This window comes from Aeromicrobium sp. A1-2 (genome assembly GCF_003443875.1).
GTDB lineage: Bacteria > Actinomycetota > Actinomycetes > Propionibacteriales > Nocardioidaceae > Aeromicrobium.
In genome coordinates, this window is the sequence record NZ_CP027482.1 from 2734694 (window position 1) to 2757023 (window position 22330).

The 22330-nt window shown below is 68.1% G+C and carries 22 protein-coding genes and 1 tRNA gene; 16 read left to right on the plus strand and 7 right to left on the minus strand.

From position 1 onward, the window contains the following. Positions 1–39 precede the first annotated feature (39 nt). From C6I20_RS13375 to mshD, 3 genes are read left to right on the plus strand one after another with little or no spacing between them, the layout of a single operon-like run. Complete coding sequence (locus C6I20_RS13375) at positions 40–753, plus strand: response regulator transcription factor (protein ID WP_118396649.1); 714 nt, start codon at positions 40–42, stop codon at positions 751–753. Between the two features lie 12 nt (positions 754–765). Continuing rightward, entirely contained in the window at positions 766–2190 is a 1425-nt protein-coding gene (locus C6I20_RS13380) for a carboxyl transferase domain-containing protein (RefSeq protein ID WP_118396651.1), read from the plus strand. Further along, on the plus strand, positions 2187–3017 hold the full coding sequence (gene mshD, locus C6I20_RS13385; protein WP_118396653.1) for a mycothiol synthase: 831 nt from the start codon (positions 2187–2189) through the stop codon (positions 3015–3017). The genes C6I20_RS13380 and mshD overlap by 4 nt, the downstream gene beginning before the upstream one ends. A gap of 8 nt (positions 3018–3025) precedes the next feature. On the opposite strand, the gene C6I20_RS13390 is transcribed toward mshD, so the two are convergent. Beyond that, on the minus strand, positions 3026–4066 hold the full coding sequence (locus C6I20_RS13390; protein WP_118396656.1) for an alpha/beta hydrolase: 1041 nt from the start codon (positions 4064–4066) through the stop codon (positions 3026–3028). Positions 4067–4147: 81 nt separating this feature from the next. Between C6I20_RS13390 and C6I20_RS13395 the strand changes: the two genes are divergently transcribed. After that, positions 4148–6268: an RNA degradosome polyphosphate kinase gene (locus C6I20_RS13395; RefSeq protein ID WP_118398928.1), complete on the plus strand. Its 2121-nt coding sequence runs from the start codon at positions 4148–4150 to the stop codon at positions 6266–6268. On the opposite strand, the gene C6I20_RS13400 is transcribed toward C6I20_RS13395, so the two are convergent. After that, a complete protein-coding gene (locus C6I20_RS13400) occupies positions 6269–7342 on the minus strand; it encodes a hypothetical protein (RefSeq protein WP_118396658.1) in 1074 nt (357 codons plus the stop codon). It abuts the gene before it with no gap. A 53-nt stretch (positions 7343–7395) separates the two neighbouring features. On the opposite strand from C6I20_RS13400, the gene C6I20_RS13405 reads away from it, so the two are divergent. From C6I20_RS13405 to pstB, 5 genes are all read left to right on the plus strand, one after another. After that, positions 7396–8283, plus strand: coding sequence for an NUDIX domain-containing protein (locus tag C6I20_RS13405; RefSeq protein ID WP_162891328.1), 888 nt, complete (start codon positions 7396–7398; stop codon positions 8281–8283). A 151-nt stretch (positions 8284–8434) separates the two neighbouring features. Next, a complete protein-coding gene (gene pstS, locus C6I20_RS13410; protein ID WP_118396662.1) occupies positions 8435–9532 on the plus strand; it encodes a phosphate ABC transporter substrate-binding protein PstS in 1098 nt (365 codons plus the stop codon). Positions 9533–9633: 101 nt separating this feature from the next. Next, a complete protein-coding gene (gene pstC / locus C6I20_RS13415; RefSeq protein WP_118396664.1) occupies positions 9634–10578 on the plus strand; it encodes a phosphate ABC transporter permease subunit PstC in 945 nt (314 codons plus the stop codon). Beyond that, positions 10578–11639, plus strand: a complete 1062-nt coding sequence (gene pstA / locus C6I20_RS13420) for a phosphate ABC transporter permease PstA (protein WP_118396666.1) — start codon at positions 10578–10580, stop codon at positions 11637–11639. The genes pstC and pstA overlap by 1 nt, the downstream gene beginning before the upstream one ends. A 21-nt stretch (positions 11640–11660) precedes the next feature. After that, positions 11661–12440 (plus strand): phosphate ABC transporter ATP-binding protein PstB, encoded by a 780-nt coding sequence (gene pstB, locus C6I20_RS13425; RefSeq protein WP_118396668.1) that lies wholly within the window; start codon positions 11661–11663, stop codon positions 12438–12440. Positions 12441–12468: 28 nt separating this feature from the next. Here the strand turns inward: pstB and C6I20_RS13430 are convergent, their stop codons facing one another. The 3 genes from C6I20_RS13430 to C6I20_RS17160 form a co-directional block, all read right to left on the minus strand. Then, positions 12469–13482 (minus strand): inorganic phosphate transporter, encoded by a 1014-nt coding sequence (locus tag C6I20_RS13430; RefSeq protein WP_118396670.1) that lies wholly within the window; start codon positions 13480–13482, stop codon positions 12469–12471. Between the two features lie 2 nt (positions 13483–13484). Then, positions 13485–14102, minus strand: coding sequence for a DUF47 domain-containing protein (locus C6I20_RS13435; RefSeq protein ID WP_118396672.1), 618 nt, complete (start codon positions 14100–14102; stop codon positions 13485–13487). A gap of 86 nt (positions 14103–14188) precedes the next feature. Continuing rightward, positions 14189–14341: a hypothetical protein gene (locus tag C6I20_RS17160; protein WP_162891329.1), complete on the minus strand. Its 153-nt coding sequence runs from the start codon at positions 14339–14341 to the stop codon at positions 14189–14191. Positions 14342–14541: 200 nt separating this feature from the next. Here C6I20_RS17160 and C6I20_RS13440 point away from each other — a divergent pair, with 200 nt between their 5' ends. From C6I20_RS13440 to C6I20_RS13450, 3 genes are all read left to right on the plus strand, one after another. Further along, positions 14542–15543 carry a YncE family protein gene (locus tag C6I20_RS13440; protein ID WP_118396674.1) on the plus strand — a complete coding sequence of 334 codons (1002 nt, stop codon included), beginning with the start codon at positions 14542–14544 and terminating at the stop codon, positions 15541–15543. A gap of 163 nt (positions 15544–15706) precedes the next feature. After that, positions 15707–15779: transfer RNA gene (locus C6I20_RS13445), tRNA-Lys, on the plus strand. An 87-nt stretch (positions 15780–15866) separates the two neighbouring features. Further along, positions 15867–16874, plus strand: a complete 1008-nt coding sequence (locus C6I20_RS13450) for a 5'-3' exonuclease H3TH domain-containing protein (RefSeq protein WP_118396676.1) — start codon at positions 15867–15869, stop codon at positions 16872–16874. A 21-nt stretch (positions 16875–16895) separates the two neighbouring features. Here C6I20_RS13450 and C6I20_RS13455 read toward each other — a convergent pair whose 3' ends face one another. Further along, positions 16896–17189, minus strand: coding sequence for a hypothetical protein (locus C6I20_RS13455; RefSeq protein ID WP_118396678.1), 294 nt, complete (start codon positions 17187–17189; stop codon positions 16896–16898). A 263-nt stretch (positions 17190–17452) separates the two neighbouring features. On the opposite strand from C6I20_RS13455, the gene C6I20_RS13460 reads away from it, so the two are divergent. After that, complete coding sequence (locus tag C6I20_RS13460; RefSeq protein WP_118396680.1) at positions 17453–18766, plus strand: sodium:proton antiporter; 1314 nt, start codon at positions 17453–17455, stop codon at positions 18764–18766. A gap of 22 nt (positions 18767–18788) precedes the next feature. Here the strand turns inward: C6I20_RS13460 and C6I20_RS13465 are convergent, their stop codons facing one another. Next, on the minus strand, positions 18789–19886 hold the full coding sequence (locus tag C6I20_RS13465) for a calcium:proton antiporter (protein ID WP_118398930.1): 1098 nt from the start codon (positions 19884–19886) through the stop codon (positions 18789–18791). Positions 19887–19993: 107 nt separating this feature from the next. On the opposite strand from C6I20_RS13465, the gene C6I20_RS13470 reads away from it, so the two are divergent. Genes C6I20_RS13470 through C6I20_RS13480 form a run of 3 tightly spaced genes read left to right on the plus strand, consistent with a single transcriptional unit; the run spans position 19994 to position 22327 of the window. Beyond that, complete coding sequence (locus C6I20_RS13470) at positions 19994–20707, plus strand: lysoplasmalogenase (protein WP_118396682.1); 714 nt, start codon at positions 19994–19996, stop codon at positions 20705–20707. Beyond that, positions 20707–21465, plus strand: a complete 759-nt coding sequence (locus C6I20_RS13475; protein WP_118396684.1) for a 1-acyl-sn-glycerol-3-phosphate acyltransferase — start codon at positions 20707–20709, stop codon at positions 21463–21465. Before C6I20_RS13470 ends, C6I20_RS13475 begins: the two co-directional genes overlap by 1 nt. A 22-nt stretch (positions 21466–21487) precedes the next feature. Beyond that, positions 21488–22327 carry an alpha/beta fold hydrolase gene (locus C6I20_RS13480; protein WP_118396686.1) on the plus strand — a complete coding sequence of 280 codons (840 nt, stop codon included), beginning with the start codon at positions 21488–21490 and terminating at the stop codon, positions 22325–22327. The last annotated feature ends 3 nt before the right edge of the window (positions 22328–22330 follow it).

A 22330-nucleotide genomic window follows, 5' to 3' on the forward strand; every position in this document is an offset into this window, starting at 1 on the left:
AAGCAGACCCGGCTAGCCACGCAGCACGGAGGATGACTGATGTCCCACCTGCTCCTGCTCACCAAGAGCACGCAGTCCTCGGTCGAGGTGCTGCCCGCGCTCGCTCTCCTGCCGCACCATGTCAAGATCCTGCCTGCCGAGGCCAGCGCCCTGATCGACGCACCCCCGTGCGACGCCGTGCTGGTCGACGGACGTCTGGATCTCGCCCAGGTGCGCAGCCTGACCCGGGTCATTCGCACGACGGGCGTCGAGTGCCCACTGATCCTGATCCTGACCGAGGGCGGCCTTGCCGTCGCAGCGGCGGACTGGGGCATGGACGACGTGATCCTGACGACTGCGGGCCCGGCCGAGCTCGAGGCCCGGCTCCGACTCGGCATCGGCAGGCTTGCCGCGAGCCAGGCCGGCGGTCACGAGAGCCACGTGATCTCCTCCAGCGGTCTCGTCGTGGACGACGTGACCTACACCGCCAAGCTCGAGAATCGCACCCTTGACCTGACGTTCAAGGAGTTCGAGCTCCTGAAGTTCCTCGCCCAGCACCCCGGCCGGGTGTTCACCCGCCAACAGCTTTTGCAAGAGGTGTGGGGCTACGACTACTTCGGCGGCACCCGGACGGTCGACGTCCACGTCCGGCGGTTGCGCGCCAAGCTCGGCACCGACAACGAGACGCTGATCGGCACGGTCCGCAACGTCGGCTACCGCTTCGTCGCAACCAAGTCCGAGCCTGCACGCGACACCGCCGACGCGAAGGCCTAGGTTCGAGGCCTGATGGCCCATCTCACCGCGCACGGTCTGCTCGATCTCGTCCTCGACGAAGGATCCTTCGTCTCCTGGGACGAGCCGGTCGATCATTCCGGCCTCGACCCGAAGTACCAGCAGGAGCTCGTGGCCGCGGCAGAGCGCGCCGGCACCGACGAGTCGGTACTCACCGGCCGGGGTCTCATGCGCGGACGCCCCGTGGCGGTCCTGGTCAACGAGTTCCGGTTCCTGGCCGGCTCGATCGGCCATGCCGCCGCCCTGCGCATCACCTCGGCCGTACGCCGTGCCACCGCCGAAGGCATCCCGGTCCTGGCCACGACGGCCTCGGGCGGCACCCGCATGCAGGAGGGCACGCCGGCGTTCGTCCACATGGTCGACATCACCCGCGCGATCATGGACCACCGGGCGGCGGGGCTCCCCTACCTGATCTATCTTCGGCATCCCACGACTGGTGGAGTCTTCGCGTCCTGGGGCTCGCTGGCACACATCACGATCGCCGAGCCCGGAGCCCTCATCGGATTCCTGGGCCCCAAGGTCTACGAGCTACTGGAGGGCAAGCCCTTCCCGCCCAACGTCCAGACCGCCGAGAACCTCGCCGACCGTGGGATCATCGACGCCGTCGTGCTCCCCGACGAGCTGCCGCTGCTGGTCGATCGCACCCTCGGCCTGCTCGTCGACGCACCCACCCGACAGACCCGCGAACTGCGCACCGGTGAGGTCCGGCGGGAGCGGTCCGCATGGGAGTCGATCCAGATCACCCGCAACCGCCGCCGCGCCGGAGTCCGCGAGGTGCTCCGCTACGGCAGCGACGCGACCGTGCGCCTGCAGGGCACCGAGAAGGGCGAGCGCGACAGCGCGATGATCGTGGCCTTCGCCCGGCTCGACGGGCAGCCGTGCGTCGTGATCGGTCAGGACCGCACGACCCAGACGCGTTTCAAGCCCATGGGACCGGCCGCCCTGCGCGAGGCCCGCCGCGGCATGAGGCTGGCCAATGAGCTCCGGCTGCCACTGGTCTCGTTCATCGACACCCCTGGTGCCGAGCTGTCGCCCGAGGCCGAGCAGGGCGCAATCGCGGGAGAGATCGCGCGGTGCATCAGCTGGATGTCGACGATGCGAGTTCCGACCGTCTCGGTTCTGCTGGGTCAAGGTTGCGGCGGCGGAGCGCTCGCCCTGCTGCCGGCCGACGTCGTGATCGCGGCGGAGAACGCCTGGCTGTCACCGCTGCCGCCCGAAGGCGCCAGCGCGATCGTGCACGGCGACCTCGAGCACGCCGCCGAGATGGCCGAGGCGCAGCGCATCGGCGCGATCGACCTCTACGAGAACGGCACGGTGCAACACATCGTGCCCGAACCCGCAGGTGACACGCCTGAGAGACTCGCGCGGGCGATCGCCGCAGAGGTCGGCGCCCAGCTCGTAGCGCTGAGGAACCGATGAGCCTGCTCACCCTGGCCGAGCGGGCCACCGCCGTGGACGGCATCGAGCCGTTCAACGAAGCCAGCCTGTTCGCACTCCGAGACGGCACGAGGGCACGAGTCATCGTGCATCAGACCGAATCCGACGGCTCAGTCTCAGCCGCTGCGTATGCCGTCGGCGACGCGCCGGTCGAGATCGTCGTCGACCCCGACCAGCGCCGCGCGGGACGCGGTCGCCGCATCCTCGACGAGCTCTTGGCCGACGGCGAGCAACGCTTCTGGGCTCATGGCGACCTGCCGGGCGCCCAGGCGCTCGCAGCGGCGGCAGGACTGCGGATCGAACGAACGTTGCTGGTCCTGCGGCTGACATTCCACGGTCCGCCCGCCCACGAGGAGCTCCCCGACGGCGTCACGATTCGCACGTACACGCCAGGCGATGCCGATGGTGTGATCGCGGTCAACGGCCGGGCATTCGCCAACCACCCCGAGCAAGGTGCGATGGATCGGGCCGACTTCGATCGCCGCACTTCGGAGCCGTGGTTCGATCCCGCCGGGCTGTTCGTTGCCGAGCGGAGCGGGCGCATCATCGGATTCCACTGGACCAAGGTCGAGACCCCCTCGACAGGCTCAGGACAACCGGTCGGCGAGGTATACGTCGTCGGCATCGATCCGGATGCTCAGGGCGGCGGTCTGGGGACGGCCCTCACCGCCCGCGGCCTGCGGCACATGTTCGAACGTGGCCTACCGGTCGTGGACCTGTACGTCGAGGGCGACAATGCGCCCGCCCTCAAGGTCTATCGGAACCTCGGGTTCCGAGATCACAAGAAGGACGTCCTCTACTCCCGCTGACCGTCGGGTCAGGAGAGATTGCGCTGGAGGGCCGCCGCCGCACGCCGCATGGCGCGCGGGGCAGCACTTCCGGCCCCGACCATGTTCGCGAACGAGTGGATCAGGCCCTCTTCGCACACGTACTCGACCGGTACGCCGGCCGCGCGGAGCTTGTCGGCGTACGCCTTGCCCTCGTCGAGCAGCGGATCGAAGCCCGCCGTCACGACGTAGGCTGGGGCGATGCCGGCGACGTCGTGGTGCAACGGTGAGAGCCGAGCCTCGGTCCGGTCCTCGTCACCGACCAGGTAGTTCTCCTCCGCGAGATCCATGAACGCCTTGCTGAGGTAGAACCCCTCGGCGAACGTGGCGCGGCTGTCGCTCGTGCCGAGGAAGTCCGTGGCCGGATAGATCAGCAGCTGGAAGGCCGGCTCGATCGCGTCGCCGATCGCGTGCTGCGCGACGATCGTGGCCAGGTTGCCACCGGCGCTGTCCCCACCGACCGCGATGCGGGCCGGATCGACACCGATGCCCTTGGCGTGCTGCGTGATCCACGTCCACGCCGCCCACGAGTCGTCGAACCCGGCCGGGAAGGGCGCCTCCGGGGCCAGCCGGTAGTCGACCGCGATGACCCGGACCTGGGCCTCCTCCGCAAGGAAGCGGCATACCGCGTCGTGGCTCTCCAGGTCGCCGTAGATCCAGCCACCGCCGTGGAAGAACACCAGCGCCGGAGACTCGCCGGTGAGCCCGCGCGGCGTGTAGAAGCGCAGCGCCAGCGGGCCGCCGGGGCCGTCGATCGTCCGATCGGTCACAGCACCGATCGGCATCTTGCCGCCGACCATGCGCGCGCCGGCCACGATCGAGGCGCGCCCCTTCCGGATCGCCATGGTCTCAACCGCAGGGCCCTCGAGCTTCATGAGCCTCAACAGCAACTGCATCTCCGGATCAAGCGTCTTGCCACCCACGACGACAGGCGACCCGGCGAGTCGTTTGATCAACGGGCGCGGCAACGCGAGGATCGAGCGGGCAGCAGTCCCGCGTGCGGCACCGACAAACTGGTTCAGGATCGACATGCGGACAAGTTAGCGCATGAGTTGACCGTTCAGTCCGTGTTCACCTTGGCCTGACAAGGTGTACAGGTGGACACACACGAGATGGCCGTCGCTGACATCGAGGCCCCCGCCTCCCCGGACGAGTTCGACGTCGACCCTCCGTTCGACCCGGCGGGGAGCTCACTTCCGCACGATCGTTTTCTCGACCGCGAGCTCTCGTGGATCGCGTTCAACGCACGCGTGCTCGAGCTGGCGCAGGACCATTCGGTCCCGCTGCTCGAGCGGGTGCGGTTCGCGGCGATCTTCGCGAGCAACCTCGACGAGTTCTTCATGGTCCGCGTCGCAGGGCTCAAACGCCGCATCGCAGCCGGCGTCGCCGTGCCCTCTGCGAGCGGCCTGAACCCTCGCGACGTGCTCTCCCGCAGCCTCGAGGCGAGCCAGGACCTGATGGTCCGCCACGCCGAGACGTACCACCAGGAGCTCGTGCCGGACCTCGCCGAGCACGGCATCGAGCTGCTGCACTGGAGCTCTCTGCGGGAGGCCGAGCAGAAGCACATCAGCGCGCTCTACCGCGATCGCGTGTTCCCGATCCTCACGCCGCTCGCGGTCGACCCTGCGCACCCGTTTCCCTACATCTCGGGGCTCTCGCTCAACCTCGCGCTGGTCATGCGCAACCCCGAGACCGGCAAGGACCACTTCGCCAGGGTCAAGGTCCCGCCGATCATCAACCGGTGGATGGAGGCCGATCCGGGTCGCTTCGTGCCGCTCGAGGAGGTCATCGCGGCCCACCTCGACCTGCTGTTCCCGGGCATGGAGGTCATCGCGCACCACGCCTTCCGGGTGACCCGCAACGAGGACCTCGAGGTTGAGGAGGATGACGCGGAGAACCTGCTCAAGGCGCTCGAGAAGGAGCTCCTGCGACGCAAGTTCGGTCCGCCCGTACGCCTGGAGGTCGAGGAGTCGATCGATCCCGGTGTGCTCGACCTGCTGGTGTCAGAGCTCGGTATCCGCCGTGAGGAGGTCGTCCGGCTGCGCGGCCCGCTGGATCTGCGCAGCCTCAACGAGATCGCCGACCTCGACCGCCCCGAGCTTCGATTCGAGCCGTTCGTCCCGGGCACCCACGAGCACCTGGCCGAGGTCGAGACCTCCAAGCCCGCCGATCTGTTCAGCGCGCTGCGCAAGCGTGACGTCCTGGTGCACCACCCTTACGACTCGTTCGCCACCAGCGTCCAGCGCTTCATCGAGCAGGCCGCCGCGGATCCGCACGTGCTCGCGATCAAGCAAACGCTCTACCGGACGTCGGGCGACTCACCGATCATCGACTCACTCGTCGACGCCGCCCGCGCGGGCAAGCAAGTCCTGGTGCTCGTCGAGATCAAGGCGAGATTCGACGAGCAGGCCAACATTCGCTGGGCCCGCAAGCTCGAGCGCGCCGGCTGCCACGTCGTGTACGGCCTGGTCGGCCTCAAGACCCACTGCAAGCTCGCGCTCGTCGTCCGCGACGAGCCCGACGGGCTGCGTCGCTACGCGCACATCGGCACCGGCAACTACAACCCCAAGACCGCCCGCCTGTACGAGGACTTCGGGCTGCTGACCGCTGACCCCGACATCACGCACGACCTGACCGACCTGTTCAACAACTTGTCGGGGTTCGCCCAGGACTTCTCCTACCGGCGGCTCATGGTGGCGCCGGCCGGGCTGCGCGACGGGATCGTCGAACGCATCGACGCCGAGATCGCCCACCATGCGGCCGGTCGCACGTCGGGCATCCGCATCAAGATCAACTCGCTGGTCGACGAGTCGATCATCGACAAGCTCTACGAGGCGTCACGCGCAGGCGTGCAGGTCGACCTCAACGTGCGCGGGATCTGCACCCTGCGGCCGGGCGTCCCTGGTCTCAGCGACAACATCCGGGTCACCAGCATCCTGGGACGATTCCTTGAGCACAGCCGGGTCTACTGGTTCGCCGGTGGAGGTGAGCCCGAGGCCTGGATGGGCTCGGCCGATCTCATGCACCGCAACCTCGATCGACGCGTCGAGGTCCTCGTGCGAGTCCCGACACCGGCCCACACGACGGAGCTCGGCGAGCTGTTGGCGCTGGCGGTCGACCCGGAGACCTCGTCCTGGCACCTCGGACCAGAAGGGCAGTGGACCCGCCATGTGGGGTCGCGCAACCTGCAGTCCGTGCTGATCGAGCGGGCCAAGGCCCGGCGCTCCCGCTAGTCAGCAGCCGGCGAACAGCAGCGGCCCGTCGCCACTCATGTACGTGATCGAGCTGGGGTCGTGGTCAAATCGCAGCGACGTCGTCGTGCCGTACAGATCAGCGGCCTGCAACTTCAGCGAGTCCTCGATGCGGCCCGAGCGCCCGATGAAGGGGCCCGTCGCAAGCCGGCGGCGGGCGTCGAGCTGGGCTGCGGCCACCGACGGTGATTGGAATCCCATGACGAAACGCATGACCTGCGTCGATCCCGGGCCGCTGACGAGCCCGCGACCGGCGAAGACCGGGGCCACCAGCGCGCCGGCCCGATCGATCGCCGCGCTGGCCTGAGCCCGGACCTCAGCGCCCTGGTCGGCCAGCGAGGTCGACGCACACACGAACGGTCCGGCCTGGAGCAGCACGGTGTCGGCGCCGGTCAGACGACGAGCGACGTCCTGTGCGCTGCGGTTGGCCAGAAGCGAGGGCGCGTCCCGGTCGATCGTGTCCAGCACCGTCGAGATGTACGTCGGACGGTCGGCCGCAACGATCAGGCGGCGGCGCGGCATCAGGACGATCGACGCCAGAGTTGCGGTGAGGTCGGGGCTCGCGGTGCGCACCGAGTCGGGCCCGAGGGACCACACTGACCCTTCCTGCGTGTAGCCCAGCTTTTCCAGGCCCGCGCGGACCGAGGCGAAGGAGACCGCCTCATCCAGCTGGGCCACCATCCCGGCACCATCGTTGGCCTGCCCGTAGATCTCCCAGTCCAGGTCGGCTGCGGACCAGCCGTACCCGGCGTGCATCTCTTCGGTGTACTGCCCGAGGACCGATCTGGTCGACAGGTCGAGCAGGACGGCGTCATCAGTCAACGCGGCCCGCCCGGCCGCGGTCGCCGCTTCGCCAAGCCCTAGCTCGGACCGGACGCGTGCCCAGTTCGTGAATCCCGCGACCCGCGTGTCGGGCGGCAGCGCGTCCAGCGCGACGGTCAGCGGCGACCGGGTGTCGGCGGCGACCTGACCACTGGTCCACCAGCCCCCGGCGACGACCAGACCCAGGACCAGGATCGAGGCCATGGCCGAACCGATCACGTGACGCAGATGCATCCCGTCCACACCTCCGTCACCAGCCCGTCATGTTCTCAGGGGACAATACGCGTATGGCACATGAACGGATCATCAACGCCGCAGGTGGCGTCGTGTGGCGCAAGCGCGGCGGCTCCGGCCTGTCCGAGCCCCGGGTCGAGCTTCTCGTCGCGCATCGCCCGTCCTACGACGACTGGACCTTCCCCAAGGGCAAGGTCGACCCGGGTGAGGCGCTGCAGACGACGGCGGTCCGCGAGATCGCCGAGGAGACCGGAATCCGCGTGCGTCTTGGCGTGCCGCTGCGGCAAGTCAGCTATCCGGTCAGCGCCGGCACCAAGGTCGTCCACTACTGGAGTGCCCGACCCGTCGGCAAGGACGACGTGGACACCTTCGTGCCGAACAAGGAGGTCGACGAGATCCGCTGGGTCGGCTTCCGGGAGGCCCGGGAGCTGCTGACCTACGAGCACGACGCCAAGTTGCTGGACACGTTCACCGAGCTGCAGGAGAGCAAGGCCCACCGCTCACGGACGCTGATCGTGCTGCGGCACGGCAAGGCCGCGCCTCGGACGGACCACGACGACGACCAGGCGCGTTCCCTGACCGCCGTCGGAGCGGAGCGGGCCCAGGCGCTCGTGCCGCTGCTGGGCGCGTACGGCGTGCGTAGGGTCGTGAGCAGCCCGGCTGTGCGCTGCGCACAGACCGTCGAGCCCTACGCCCACTCGATCAGCACATTCCTCGAGATCGACGACCGGCTCTCCGAGGACACCCGCTCCGCCCAGGTGCAGCGCTCGGTCGATGCACTGCTCGACCGCAAGAAGCCGGTCGTGCTGTGCTCGCACCGGCCGACGCTCCCCTGGGTGTTCGACGCGATCGGCACGGCCGTCCAGGACCTGGCCCCCGGCGAGGCGGTCGTCGTGCACCACCGCAAGGGCAAAGTCCTCGCGACCGAGTCATTGGCGTGATCCACGTCTCATTCCAGCGGGGATCCCGGCTCCCGGGCGCCACCGTTACATCACCGTTCACCGCGCGTTCATCTTCGGTCGGACATCGATACACCTGCGGCTCCTAACGTCCTGAGGGTAAGCAACAAAGATTCCCAGAGAGGGACACCCCGTGAACCGCAACTCACTGCGCAAGGCCGCCCCCGCGGCCGCGCTTGTACTCGCCTTCGGCCTCAGCGCCTGCGGTGCAGCGAACGAATCCGATAGCGGCGCCTCCACCGGCGGCGCCGACCAGGTGTCCGGCACGCTGAACGCCGGCGGATCCAGCGCCCAGGAAGCTGCCATTGCCGCCTGGAAGAAGAACTTCCAGACTGCCAACCCCGACGCCACCGTCAACTACGACCCGGTCGGCTCGGGCGGCGGCCGCGAGCAGTTCCTCGCCGGCGGCTACGTCCTGGCCGGCTCTGACGCCTACCTGAGCGACGAAGAGCTCGCCACGGCGAAGGAGACCTGCAAGAGCGACGTCGTCGAGGTCCCCGTGTACGTCAGCCCCATCGCCGTCGTCTACAACCTCAAGGACGTCAAGGAGCTCAACCTCGCCCCCAAGACGATCGGTGCGATCTTCGAGGGCAAGATCACGAGCTGGGACGACGCGGCCATCAAGGCCGACAACCCCGACGCCACGCTGCCCAGCACCAAGATCACGCCGGTGCACCGCTCGGACGACTCGGGCACGACCAAGAACTTCACCGACTACCTCGACCAGGCCTCCGACGGCGGCTGGAGCGGCGGAGTCATCGAGACGTGGCCGATCAAGGGCGGCGAGGCCGCCGAGGGTACCTCGGGCGTCATCGCGGCAGTCAAGAGCGGTGAGGGCACGATCGGCTATGCCGACGAGAGCCAGGCCGGTGACCTCGGTCAGGCCAAGGTCAAGGTCGGCGACGAGTTCACCGCCGCCACACCTGAGGCTGCAGCCAAGATCCTCGACAGCTCCAAGACTCTCGAGGGACGCGCTGCGACCGACATCGCGATCGACGTCGACCGCAAGTCGACCGCGTCGGGTGTCTACCCGATCGTCCTGGCTTCCTACCAGATCGCCTGCCAGACGTACGACGACAAGGCCACGGCCGACCTCGTCAAGGCATGGCTGACCTACATCGCCAGCAGCGACGGCCAGTCGGCCGCCGGCGACTCGGCCGGCTCGGCGCCCCTGACCTCGGACTTCGGTACGAAGGTCCAGGCCGCGATCGAGACCATCTCCGCAGCCTGACACCTGGTTCCTTGAGCCTGCCGATCTTGTTCGGCAGGCTCAAGGGCCGGTCAGGCCCCTTCTGTTTCCGCCAGGCCCCTGTCTTCTGAAAGGCTGCACCTGTGACCAGCACGCTCGCCCCCCCCAAGCGCACCGTCGTCCGTAGACCCGGCGACCGCGTCTTCTCCGGGCTGTCGACCGGCGCGGGCATCCTGATCCTGGTTGTGCTCGCCGGTGTCGCCGCATTCCTCACGATCGAGGGCATCCCCGGCATCCTTGCCAACCCCGACGAGGTCAAGAGCGGCCAGAGCTTCCTTCCGTACGTCTGGCCCCTGGTCTACGGCACGCTGATCGCCGCGACGGTCGCCCTGATCATCGCCGTGCCGGTCGCGGTCGGCGTCGCGCTCTTCATCTCGCACTACGCCCCGCGCAAGCTCGGGCAGACCCTCGGATATCTCGTCGATCTGCTCGCCGCAGTGCCGAGCGTCGTCTACGGCCTGTGGGGCATCCAGTTCCTGGCGCCGAACCTGGTGCCGTTCTACGAGTGGCTCGAGAAGAACCTGGGATTCATCCCCTTCTTCGCGGGGCCCGCCTCCACAACAGGCCGCACGATCATGACCGCGTGCATCGTCCTGGCCGTCATGATCCTGCCGATCATGACCGCGATCTGCCGCGAGATCTTCCTGCAGACCCCTCGTCTGCACGAGGAGGCCGCCCTGGCCCTCGGCGCGACCCGCTGGGAGATGGCGCGACTCGCGATCTCCCCCTACGCGCGCTCGGGGATCGTGTCCGCTGCCATGCTCGGCCTGGGTCGCGCCCTCGGCGAGACCCTCGCCGTCGCGATGGTCCTGTCGGTCAGCGCCGGCACTGTCACGGCCAACCTGATCAGCAGCACCAACCCCAGCACGATCGCCGCCAACATCGCCCTCAGCTTCTCCGAGGCCAGCGGCAAGAGCGTCAACGCGCTCATCGCGAGCGGTCTGGTGCTGTTCGTGATCACCTTCCTCGTCAACTTCGCCGCGCGCGCCGTCGTGGATCGCCGCAAAGAATTCTCCGGAGCCAACTGATGACGACCACCCTCGCACCGTCCGTCGACGTCTCCCGTGAGCTTCGCGGGGCACAGCTGCCGAATCGCGCCCCCCAGGCCATCGTCGCGCTCTCGCTCGTCGCGGGCGCCGGGGCCTACGCGCTCGGCGTCGGCCCGCTCCGCAGCGTCCTGATCGCCTGGGTCGTCAGCCTGAGCCTGCCGATCTGGTCCGCCGTCGTCGAGGGAAGCCGCAAGGCCACCGACCGACTGGTCACGGTCCTGGTCGCCTCGTCCTTCGTGCTGGCGATGTTCCCGCTGGTCAGCATCCTCTACACCGTCATCAGCAAGGGCGCCCACGTCCTGTCAACCGAGTTCTTCACATACTCGATGCGCAACGTCGTCGGCGAGGGCGGCGGCATCTACCAGGCCCTCATCGGCACAGTCCTGATCACTGGCGCGGCGACCGTGATCTCGGTGCCGATCGGCCTGTTCGCCGCGATCTACCTCGTCGAGTACGCCGAGGGCAACCGGCTGTCCCCCTGGGTGCGCTTCCTCGTCGACGTCATGACCGGCATCCCGTCGATCGTGGCCGGCCTGTTCGCCTACGCGCTGTTCGTGATCTTCTTCGGCGAGGGCGTCCGGATGGGCATCGGCGGCTCGGTTGCCCTGTCGGTCCTGATGATCCCCGTCGTGGTCCGGTCGTCCGAGGAGATGCTCAAACTCGTCCCCAACGAGCTGCGGGAAGCCGCGTACGCCCTCGGCGTGCCGAAGTGGCGCACCGTCGCCAAGGTCGTGCTGCCCACAGCCCTGGCCGGCATCGTCACCGGCATCACGTTGGCCATTGCCCGCGTCATCGGCGAGACCGCTCCCCTGCTGATCATCGCCGGCGCGACCGACTCGGTGAACTTCAACCTCTTCGACGGCCGCATGGCCACCCTCCCGGTGTTCGCCTACTCCTCGGTGCGCAATCCCCGGGTGCCGCCCGAGTTCAGCATCGACCGCGCCTGGGGCTCAGCCCTCGTGCTGCTCCTGATCGTGATGTTGCTCAACCTGATCGCCCGCCTCGTCTCCCACTACTTCTCGCCCAAGGGCGAGCGCTAAAAGTCCAGGAAGGACTCCACCATGGCCAAGAGCATCGATGTATCCGACCTCAACATCTACTACGGCGACTTTCTCGCCGTCGAGGACGTGACCATCCCGATCCCTGCGAAGTCAGTCACGGCGTTCATCGGACCCTCCGGTTGCGGCAAGTCGACCTTCCTCCGGTCGCTCAACCGCATGCACGAGGTCATCCGCGGCGCACGCGTCGAGGGCAAGGTCCTGATCGACGGGGAGGACCTCTACGGCCCCGACATCGACCCGGTGAACGTCCGCCGCATGATCGGCATGGTCTTCCAGCGGCCCAACCCGTTCCCCACCATGTCGATCTACGACAACGTGCTGGCCGGGCAGAAGCTCAACAGCAAGCGCATGAAGAAGTCCGAGTCCGACGACGTCGCCGAACGGGCGCTGCGTGCCGCCGGCCTGTGGACCGAGGTCAAGGACCGCCTCGACCGGCCCGGCTCTGGTCTGTCCGGCGGTCAGCAGCAGCGCCTGTGCATCGCCCGCGCGATCTCGGTCGAGCCGGAGATCCTGTTGATGGACGAGCCCTGCTCGGCACTCGACCCGATCTCGACCAGTGTCATCGAGGACCTGATCCACGAGCTCAAGTCGCAGTACACGATCGTGATCGTGACCCACAACATGCAGCAGGCCGCTCGCGTCTCCGACGAGACCGCGTTCTTCAACCTGTCGGGTGTCGGCAAGCCCGGCCGGCTCGTCGAGCACGGTCGTACCGAGACGATCTTCTCCAACCCGCAGGACCCCGCGACCGAGGCGTACATCCAGGGCCGCTTCGGATAACGGTTTACCTGGTAAACCGCGAGCCGGGTTAGTTGCCGGGGATCACGATGCGCAGCAAGAAGTACGACGCGGCGCCGACAGCCGCAGCGGCCGGGATCGTGATGACCCAAGCCGTGATGATGCTGCGGGCGACACCCCAGCGGACGGCGCTGAAGCGCTTGGTCGCGCCGGCTCCCATGACCGCGGAGGTCATGGTGTGCGTCGTCGAGACCGGAGCGTGCAAGCCGATCGCCATGCCATACAGGACGATCGCCGCGGTCGACTCGGCCGCGAAGCCGCGTGGCGGGTCGAGGGCGATGATGCGCCGGCCCATCGTGCGCATGATCCGCATGCCGCCAGACATCGTGCCGAGCGAAATCGCACTGGCCGCCGCGATGATGACCCACAGCGGGATGTCGTCCCCGGTGTGCTCACCGCCAGCGATCAGGGCCAGGACAATGACACCCATGGTCTTCTGCGCGTCCTGCAGTCCGTGCCCCAGCGAGAGTGCGGCAGCCGAGACCGTCTGCGACAGGCGGAACCCACGATTGACGGTGTGCGGGTTCGCGCGGCGGAAGATCCACATGATCGACAGCATCACGAGGAACGCCCCGCCGAAGCCCATCGCCGGGCTGACGATCATCGGGATCGCGACCTTGTCGATGACCTTGTCCCAGTCGACCGAGACCCCGGCCGCGAGACCGACGCCGATCAGGCCGCCGATCAGGGCGTGCGAGGACGACGACGGGATCCCGAAGTACCACGTGATGAGGTTCCACACGATGGCACCGAGAAGGGCGCTGAGCACCACCGTGAGGGCGTGATTGGGTGTCAGACCATCGAATCCGGTCAGGATGTCCTTGATGGTCTTGGCCACGCCGACACCCAGCAGCGCCCCGACGAAGTTCAGCACCGCGGCCATCATGAGAGCGATCCGCGGCGTCAGTGCTCGAGTCGAGACCGAGGTCGCGATCGCGTTGGCGGCGTCGTGGAAGCCATTGGTGTAGTCGAAGAACAGGGCGATGGCGACGGTGAGGATCACCAGCGCCAGAGTGAGGTCCACTCTCAGGACTCCTTGACGGCGATCTGCTCCACCGTGTTTGCGACCGATTCGAGCGCGTCGATGGCGTGCTCGAGGGAGTCCACGACGTCCTTCAGCTTGAGGACCTCGAGCGACTTGTAGGAGCCGCCGAACAGGTGCGCGACGATGCGCCGATACGAACGATCACCCTGGTTCTCGAGTCGGTTGATCTCGATCCAGTACTCGTCCAGATCCTTCATCGTGCGCAGACGCGGCATCGCCTCGGCGGTCAGCTGGGTCGCACGCTGCAGCACCTCGACCTGCGGGGCGAAGTCAGCCGGGAGGTCGCCCAGCTCGTAGAGGCCGACCAGGTCGACGGTCTCCTCCATGAAGTCCATGACGTCGTCGAGGCTGCTCGCGAGCCGGTAGATGTCTTCGCGGTCGAACGGCGTGATGAACGTCGAGTTCGCGCGCTTGATGATGCGGTGAGTCGTCTCGTCGGCCTGATGCTCGGCCTCGCGCATCTGCTCGCCGAGCAAACTCTTGTCGGTGCCAGTATCCAGCATCTGGGCAAGGAGGTCAGCGCCGTGCACCAAGTGGTTTGCCATCTCGGTGAACAAATCATAGAACGAGGTTTCGACTGGTCGGATGCGAAAACGCACGACTAGCTCCTGTCAAAGCTGGGTAGGCCACGCCCATGCTAGAGCCACTGCAAGTGGCAGTGTCAATCGCGGGTGTCACTTCCCGTTCAGCTGGCAGTCGCAATGCCGAGGATCTCGTCCACCTCGCGTTGCGAGAAGTGGCCCTCCTGCGCGGAGGCCGCGATAATCAGCCGGCTGGTCAGCTCGATCTCGTCGAGTACTTCATCATCGCGTAGGCGACTGTCCAATGGCTCTGGCATCGGGGCTCCGGTTGCAATTGCGCTCGATCATCGTGTGCTTCAGCCTGATGCGCCGCGGGGCGCACCAAGGTCGTTCTCCCCTTCCATCGAGATTAACCCGTCGGTCCACAGAACGCAGCCCTTTGCCCCTACTCGTGTCGACCTGCGGGTCGGTCACGGATCGCCGAGCGGGTGCCCGCGGTCCGGGGCAGACTCGACACATGACCTCCCGGGCCGCGCTACGGCAGATCGCGGCGCTGGCCCTCGCAGCGGTGACGCTGCTCGCAGCGTGCTCCGGAAGTGACGACGGCCCGGCCAAGAAGGCGGCGGAGCCGGGCCGGGCGCCAGCCGTGACCACCGCGCCCGCCGGCGAGGTGGTGGACGTCGGCGCGCTCCCTCAGGGCATCGTCTACGACGACCAGACCAACACGCTCGCGGTGGCCGTACGCGATCCGTTCCGGCTGTTGCTGTTCGACCCGGACACCCTCGCCGTACGCAGGAGCGTGTCGCTGCCGGGCAAGGTGCGACACCTCCAGCTCGCCGCACCTGGTGGCCCCGTCCTCGTGCCGGCCGAGAGCGCCAACGCGATCGTCGAGGTCGCGCTGCCCGACGGCGCGACCCGCACGACCAAAGTCCAGCGTCAGCCCCACGACGCGGCCGCGGTTGCCAATGGCGATCTCGTGGTCGGCAACGAGTTCAGCGGGTCAATCTCGATCGTCCGCGACGGCAATGTGCTCAACACGTTCGACGACCTGCTCCAGCCCGGTGGCGTGGTCACCACCGTCGACACCGCCGCGATCATCGACGTCAAGGACTACACCCTCAGCACGTACGACCTGGATGGTCTGTTCCGGTCGGGGCGGGTCGCGGCGGGTGCCGGCCCGACCCACGGCGTGCTCGTGGACGACAACCGGGTCGCGGTCACCGACACCCGCGGCGACCAGGTGTTGCTGTTCACTCTTGACCCCCTGCGCAAGGTCGGATCGATCGCGCTGGAGGGCAACCCGTACGGCATCACGGTCGGTCAGGACCCCCAGACCGTGTGGGTGACGCTGACGACTCAGAACAAGCTGGTCGGTCTGGACGTCAGCGCGAACTCCCCCAAGATCATCGCGACGTATCCGACCGTCGCCCAGGCCGACACCGTGGCGGTCGCTCCCGACAGCCGCACCTTGTGGGTCACCGGAACCCGGGATGGCACGATCCAGCGCATCACCCGCTGACGCGGTAGTCGGCACGATCAGGATCGATACTCCAGCGGGTGCGCGGCCGTGCCAGCGTTGTCGGCTTGGGCACATGCCCTTCGGACTCGACACCTCTGCGATACTCGGAGCCGGGTATGGCGACATCGTCCTGAGGGCTCCGCGGATGGTCGTCCCATGTCCCGGGCCTTTAGCTCAATTGGCAGAGCAGCGGACTTTTAATCCGCGGGTTGTGGGTTCGAGTCCCACAGGGCCCACTACACCACCCCCTGGATCCGCCCGGCCTCCGCCACCTCGGCGCCTGGGCCGTGAGCGACCGAGGTCCGTAGCATGGGTGGAACACCATGGCCCCATCCACCGTTCCCGCCCACGAGCGCAAGCTGCTGCTCGCCGTCGACGCCCCGTCGCTCCTGCACCGCAACCACCACGCGCGAGCGCACACGAGACTCATGGACCGGTCCGACCGTCCGGCGTGGGCCCTGCACGGGATGCTGCGACAGATTCTCGAGTCCATCGAGTCGTTCGCACCGGATGCGGTGATCTTCGGTCTCGATGACCGCACGTCGTCGGTGCGCGAGGAGTTCTACCCCGAGTACAAGGCCGGGCGTGCCGCGAAGGACGCAGAGCTGGTCGACCAGCTCGACCGGGCCGGACGACTGCTCGACGCCCTTGGTCTGGCCACGCTCACACCTCCGGGACTCGAGGCGGACGATGTCAGCGCCTCGGCCGCTACCTGGGCGAGCAGCAACGACTGGAACTGCGTCATCATCACGTCCGACCGTGACTCCTTCGCCCACATCAGCGACCACACGCAGGTCTTGCGCCTGATCAACGGCGGCATGAGCAACTCCCCATTGCTCAACCCCGTCCGACTCAAGACGATGTACGGCGTTGCCGCAGAGAACTACCTCGAGTTCGCGGCGTTGCGGGGTGACACGAGCGACAATCTGCCCGGAGTGACCGGGATCGGCGAGAAGACGGCACCCGTGCTGCTCGCACAAATGGGTTCCATGCGCGACGTCTGGGCGGACATCGATCACAACGCCGGTCGGGCGCTCGTCGCGACCCTCGACTCCTGGGCCGAGGAGACCGGGAACCGCCGGATCGGCGCTGGCCTGCTCAAACGGCTCACCGCCCCCGGATCTCGCGAACGGTATGAGTTCAACGTGAAGATCATGTCCGGCCAGGACGACCTGGACCTCGGGCTCACCCCCGACATCCCGGGCACACCCGGACTGCTGCCCCTCGACATCGATCGCGTCTCGCGGGTCGTCGGCTACCTCAACGTCCAGGCCACCACGGACCTCGCCCTACGGGTGTTGACCGGGCGCCCGGCATCGACCGAGTTCTGACGCTCAGCGTGGTCACCGGGGTCAGGCGGACTTGTACGTGCTTGCCTTCGCTGGGGTCCGCCGATGTGCCTCGTCCACGTCCTTGGCAATGACCGACTCCTCGTCCGGGTCATCAGCGTCCGGGTCATCAGCGTCCGGGTCATCAGCCTCCGGCAGAGGAGACTCCGAGACCTTGGTCGATGCCTCGCGGCGGGCATTGAGATGGTCGACCAGGCCGCGGGTCCGGCCGATGATGTATGGCAGGTAGACCAGGAACGCCAGGACCAGGACGCACAGCAGCAGGCCGGCGAAGGGACGAAGGACGTAGTCGATCATGCGCGGCACGGCTCAGCGGACACGATCGCGCCCGGGAACGTGACGGCTCGCAGCAGGCTCCAGAACAGGGACAGGTCTGATCGGAGAAGAGGCATACCTCATGCGTACCCCACAGCCACAAACCCATGTCCCGGGACCGCAGGGATTCTCTCGATCGACGTGACCATTCACACGGTAGATTCGCTCTAGGTGGCTCGGTAGACCCCAGCGCACCGAAGTAACCTCTGATCCGTCACGACCTGAACCTGGACGAGAGATATCGAATGACCGCGCACCTCGTCTACCTGCTGGGTGGGGCCTCGCTGTTTCTCGCGGTCGTCCTGCCATACGCCTTGCGCTCCGCCGCCCTGTCGGCCCCCGTCGTCCTGCTGGCGGTCGGCGCGCTGATCGGGCTGCTGCCGAACACCGACGGTTCCTCGTTCTCGCCTATCGAGCACCGCTTGTTCGTCGAGCACCTTGCGGAGTTCACGGTGCTCATCGCGCTGATGGGCGTGGGGCTGGCGCTCGACCGGCCGCTGAGCCTGCGGTCACTGGCGCCGTGGCGTCGGTGGGGAGCGACGTGGCGCCTGCTCGGCGTCGCGATGCCACTCTCGATCGCTGCGGTGGCCCTGCTGGGCTGGTGGGCCATGGGGCTGGCGCCATCCGCCGCGCTCCTGCTCGGAGCGGTGCTCGCGCCGACCGATCCGGTCCTCGCGTCCGACGTGCAGGTCGAGGGCCCGACGACCGGCGACGGCGACGAGAATCAGATCGACGAGACCGACGAGGTGCGGTTCGCGCTGACCTCCGAGGCCGGCCTGAACGACGGGCTCGCCTTCCCCTTCGTCCACGCCGCGATCCTGCTGGCAGCCACCGGCCCGGTCACCGAGTGGGGCGCGAGCTGGCTCGCCTGGGATCTGGTGGGCAAGGTCGTGGTCGGCTCGGTCCTCGGCATCGCCGTGGGTTGGCTCCTCGCCAAGGCCGCATTCGGCTCGACCGCCCCGTCGCTCCGCACCTCGGAGTCGGGCGAACCGCTGCTGGCGATCGCCGCGGTGCTGCTGTCGTACGGCCTCGCGGAGGTCGCCGGCGGATACGGCTTCCTCGCGGTCTTCGCCTGCGCCATGACGCTGCGCTCCGCAGAGCGAGGCAGCGAGTACCACGCGCTGATGCACCAGGTCGTCGAGCGGCTCGAACGGCTGCTGACGCTGATCATCCTGCTGCTGCTGGGCGTCGCGCTGACCAACGGCCTGCTGAGCAACCTGACCTGGCCCGCGGTTCTCGTCTCGGTGTCCTTGCTCCTGGTCATCCGCCCGGCTGCGGGGATGCTCGCGCTGTCGATCCCCCACCCGTGGAGTCGGGCACGGGTGGGGGACGCGACCCTCGGCGCTCGTGAGCGGGCAGCGGCAGCGTTCTTCGGCGTCCGCGGTATCGGCTCGATCTACTACCTCGCGTACGCGACCGGTCAGGCCGACTTCGAGCGCGTCTCGGTGCTCTGGTCGACCGTGGGCCTGACGATCACGCTGTCGGTCATCCTTCACGGTGTCAGCGCCACGCCGGTCATGCGTTGGCTCGACGCACGCCGCGACGACGCCGCGTACTGAACGCCGTCGCGCCGGACCTCACCTAGGGGCTGGCCGCGAGGAACAGGAACGAGCCCAGGATCGACAGATGGATCGCGCCCTGGAGCAGGGTCGCCCGCCCCGGGACGACGGTCAGGACACTCGTGATCAGCGTCAGCGCCAGCAGGACCATCTCGGTCGGACCCAGGCCGAGGACCAGCGGTCCGTCGAGCCAGATCTGCGCGATCGCAATGACGGGGATCGTGAGCCCGATGCTTGCCATGGCCGACCCGTACGCCAGGTTGAGGCTGATCTGCACCCGTTTGCGACTCGCCGCGCGGGCCGCCGCGAGCGTCTCGGGGAGAAGGATCAGCAAAGCGATGACGACACCGACCACGGCCTGCGGCATGCCGGCCGCATCGACCCCCCGCTCGATCGCAGGCGACACGTTCTTGGCATTGCCGACCACCGCGACGAGCGCGACGAGCAGGAAGCCCACACTCGCCCAGGCCGCCCGGTCCGACGGCGGCACGGCGTGCTCGTCCTCGGGCACGAGCGAGCCGTCGCTGCGGGTCGGCAGGAAGTAGTCACGGTGCCGCACGGTCTGCATCGCGACGAACAGCGCGTACAGGCCCAGTGCTGCGACAGCGGCGAAGCCGAGCTGCGCGGGGGTGAACTCCGGGCCGGAGCGGCCCGTCGTGAAGGTCGGGAGCACGAGGCACAACGTGACGACCGTTCCGACGGTCGCCAGGGCCGCGCCCGTGCCCTCTGCGTTGAAGTGCGCGACCTGTCCTTTTCGGGTCGCGGCAAGCAACGAGATGCCGACGACGCCGTTGCAGGTGATCATGACCGCCGCGAACACGGTGTCCCGGGCCAACGTCTCGCTGCCCTTGGTGCCTGCCGTCACCAGCGTCACGATCAGGGCGACCTCGATCACCGTCACTGCCACCGCCAGGACCAGCGAGCCATAGGGCTCTCCGACCCGGTGCGCGATGACCTCGGCATGGTGCACCGCCGCGAGGATCGCGGCACCGAGGAACATCGCGACCACCGCCACGGCGATCCCGGGGAGATCGCGGTGCCACGCCAGCGCGAAGACGATGAGCGCAGCGACCGGTGCCGTGGCCTCCCAACGGGTGGTCAGCGTGCGTGCGAGGATCACGCCCTCACCCTTCAGATCGGACCTGATCACCCGGTACGTCGCCCCGCAACGAGCTCGTCAGCCCCGAGCGCGGCCCCACCGGCAGCCCGACCGCTACGGTGACTGTCATGTCAGCAGTCAAGAGCCCGTGGCTCCTCGCCTTCGCCGCCGTCTCCGTGATCCATCTCGTCCTGAACGCCGCGGACCTGACACCGTGGGACAGCATCACGAAATGCTTCATCGCGCCCTTGCTGGTGGCCTGGGTCGTCGAGCAGCACGGGCCACGCCTGCTGGTCGTCGCCCTGGTCTTCTGCTTCCTGGGTGACCTGTTCCTCGAGCTCGGCGATGACCTGTTCGTCGTCGGCATGGCGGCTTTCGCCGTGGCGCACATCTGCTTCATCCGCTTCTTCGTGCAGCGTGGTGCGATTGACCGGCTGCGGCGCAAGCCTCTGATCGTCGTGGTCTACGTCGTCGCGGCGATCGGCCTGGTGGCCTGGTGCTGGACCGGCCTCGAGGTCGGACTGCGCCCCATCGTGCCGGTGTACGCCGCGCTGCTCCTCGGCACGGCGGCAACGTCGCTCGCAACCGACCTGCGGGCCGGAATCGGCGGCGCCTGCTTCCTGGTGTCGGATGGGATCATCGCGCTCAACGAGGCGAACCGGCTCGACTCGATCCCCACGGCCCTCGTCGGTCTGGCAATCATGTCGCTGTACATCTCGGCGATCTACTTCCTCGCGTCCGGGATCCTCGGCCGGGAGCGGACGACGCTCGCCGCAGGACCAGGATTCGATCCCACGGTGCGTACCGACTGCTGGCCCCGCCTGCCGGCACAGTCGAGCTGATGCCTGCCGACCGTACGTACCGGCTGGTCGTCCGGATCTTCGGCATCGTGTTCCGGCTCATGGGGTACCGCTTCGACGTCCGCGGCGCCGAGCATCTGCCGACCACGGGGCCCGGCGTCGTCGCCGGCAACCACATCGGCTTCCTCGACTTCACCTTCGTCGGGTACGCCGCTCGCGCCCGCAGACGCCGGATCCGGTTCATGGCGAAGCGATCTGTCTTCGAGATCCCGGTCGTCGGTCGGCTGATGCGGGCGATGCGACACATTCCGGTCGACCGCCGCTCCGGCGCTCGGGCCTACCGGCAGGCGCTCCAGCGGCTCGACGCGGATGAGCTCGTCGGCGTGTTCCCCGAGGCCACGATCAGCCGCTCCTGGCTGCTCAAGCCGTTCAAGCGCGGCGCGGCCGGACTCGCGGTCAACCGCCGGGTGCCGCTGATCCCGACCATCGTCTGGGGCGGGCACCGCATCTACACCGTCGACGGGCACCGCAGCCTGCGACGTCGCATGCCGATCACGATCATGGTCGGCGAGCAGCTGCTGCCCGGCCCGGACGAGACCGTCGACGAGCTGTCGACGCGGCTCATGGTCGCGATGGACGCGCTGCTCGCCGAGGCGATCGACACATATCCGGCGGTCCCGCGCGACGACACCGACCGCTGGTGGCTCCCCTACGATCGCGGTGGGAGCGCACCCGATCCCGAGACCGCGGCCGTGCTCGATCGTGAAGCGGTCGCCCGCATCGGCGACTCGTTCGACTGACCGCAACCACGCGAGGAGCGACATGACGTACCAAGAGACCACGCCCGTGACCGTCGGGGACCTGAGCTTCGACGTGCGAATGCTCGGACCACAAGGCGGCGATCCGGTCGTCCTGCTGCACGGATTTCCGGAGAACTCGTTGTCGTGGACGGCCGTGGCGGCACGCCTCGTCGACGCCGGTCTGCGCGTCATCGCGCCCGACCAGCGCGGCTACTCCCCCGGTGCCCGTCCGACCGAGGTCGGCGCCTACGCGACCTCGACCCTGGCCGGCGACGTGATCGGTCTGGCCGACGCCCTCGGGCTCGGCACGTTCCACCTGGTTGGTCACGACTGGGGCGCGGCGGTCGCCTGGGTCGTCGCGGCCGAGCACCCCGAGCGGTTGCGCTCCCTGACCGCGGTGTCGGTGCCACACCTCGCGGCGTACGGCGCGGCGCTGGTTGACGACCCCGACCAGCAGCAGCGGGCGGCCTACATCGGGCTGCTGCGTCAGGCGGGCAAGGCCGAGGACCTGTTGCTGGAGGACGGCGCCAGGCGGTTGCGGGCGATGTACGGCTCGACCGTCTCCCCCGCCCAGGTCGACAGCTATGTCGGTCCGCTCTCCGAGCCGGGCGCACTCACGGCGGCGCTCAGCTGGTATCGCGCGATGCAGTCCGACCTCGGCGACCTGCCCTCGGTGATCGTCCCGACAACCTTCGTGTGGAGCGACCAGGACCTGGCCATCGCGCGGATCGGCGCCGAGCAGTGCGGACAGTACGTTGACGCCGACTACCGGTTCGTCGAGCTCGCAGGGATCAGCCACTGGATCCCCGAAGAGGCGCCGGACTCGCTCGCCGAGGCGATCCTGGTGCGCGTCAGCAGCTGACCC

Coding starts and splice junctions, on each gene's coding strand:
- pstA (WP_118396666.1), top strand. CDS start 10,578: ATGACGACCACCCTCGCACCGTCCGTCGACGTCTCCCGTGAGCTTCGC.
- C6I20_RS13405 (WP_162891328.1), top strand. CDS start 7,396: ATGGCACATGAACGGATCATCAACGCCGCAGGTGGCGTCGTGTGGCGC.
- C6I20_RS13380 (WP_118396651.1), top strand. CDS start 766: ATGGCCCATCTCACCGCGCACGGTCTGCTCGATCTCGTCCTCGACGAA.
- C6I20_RS13400 (WP_118396658.1), bottom strand. CDS start 7,342: ATGCATCTGCGTCACGTGATCGGTTCGGCCATGGCCTCGATCCTGGTC.
- C6I20_RS13455 (WP_118396678.1), bottom strand. CDS start 17,189: ATGATCGACTACGTCCTTCGTCCCTTCGCCGGCCTGCTGCTGTGCGTC.
- pstB (WP_118396668.1), top strand. CDS start 11,661: ATGGCCAAGAGCATCGATGTATCCGACCTCAACATCTACTACGGCGAC.
- C6I20_RS13460 (WP_118396680.1), top strand. CDS start 17,453: ATGACCGCGCACCTCGTCTACCTGCTGGGTGGGGCCTCGCTGTTTCTC.
- C6I20_RS13480 (WP_118396686.1), top strand. CDS start 21,488: ATGACGTACCAAGAGACCACGCCCGTGACCGTCGGGGACCTGAGCTTC.
- C6I20_RS17160 (WP_162891329.1), bottom strand. CDS start 14,341: ATGCCAGAGCCATTGGACAGTCGCCTACGCGATGATGAAGTACTCGAC.
- C6I20_RS13475 (WP_118396684.1), top strand. CDS start 20,707: ATGCCTGCCGACCGTACGTACCGGCTGGTCGTCCGGATCTTCGGCATC.
- C6I20_RS13440 (WP_118396674.1), top strand. CDS start 14,542: ATGACCTCCCGGGCCGCGCTACGGCAGATCGCGGCGCTGGCCCTCGCA.
- C6I20_RS13450 (WP_118396676.1), top strand. CDS start 15,867: ATGGCCCCATCCACCGTTCCCGCCCACGAGCGCAAGCTGCTGCTCGCC.
- C6I20_RS13390 (WP_118396656.1), bottom strand. CDS start 4,066: ATGTCGATCCTGAACCAGTTTGTCGGTGCCGCACGCGGGACTGCTGCC.
- C6I20_RS13470 (WP_118396682.1), top strand. CDS start 19,994: ATGTCAGCAGTCAAGAGCCCGTGGCTCCTCGCCTTCGCCGCCGTCTCC.
- C6I20_RS13375 (WP_118396649.1), top strand. CDS start 40: ATGTCCCACCTGCTCCTGCTCACCAAGAGCACGCAGTCCTCGGTCGAG.
- mshD (WP_118396653.1), top strand. CDS start 2,187: ATGAGCCTGCTCACCCTGGCCGAGCGGGCCACCGCCGTGGACGGCATC.
- C6I20_RS13395 (WP_118398928.1), top strand. CDS start 4,148: ATGGCCGTCGCTGACATCGAGGCCCCCGCCTCCCCGGACGAGTTCGAC.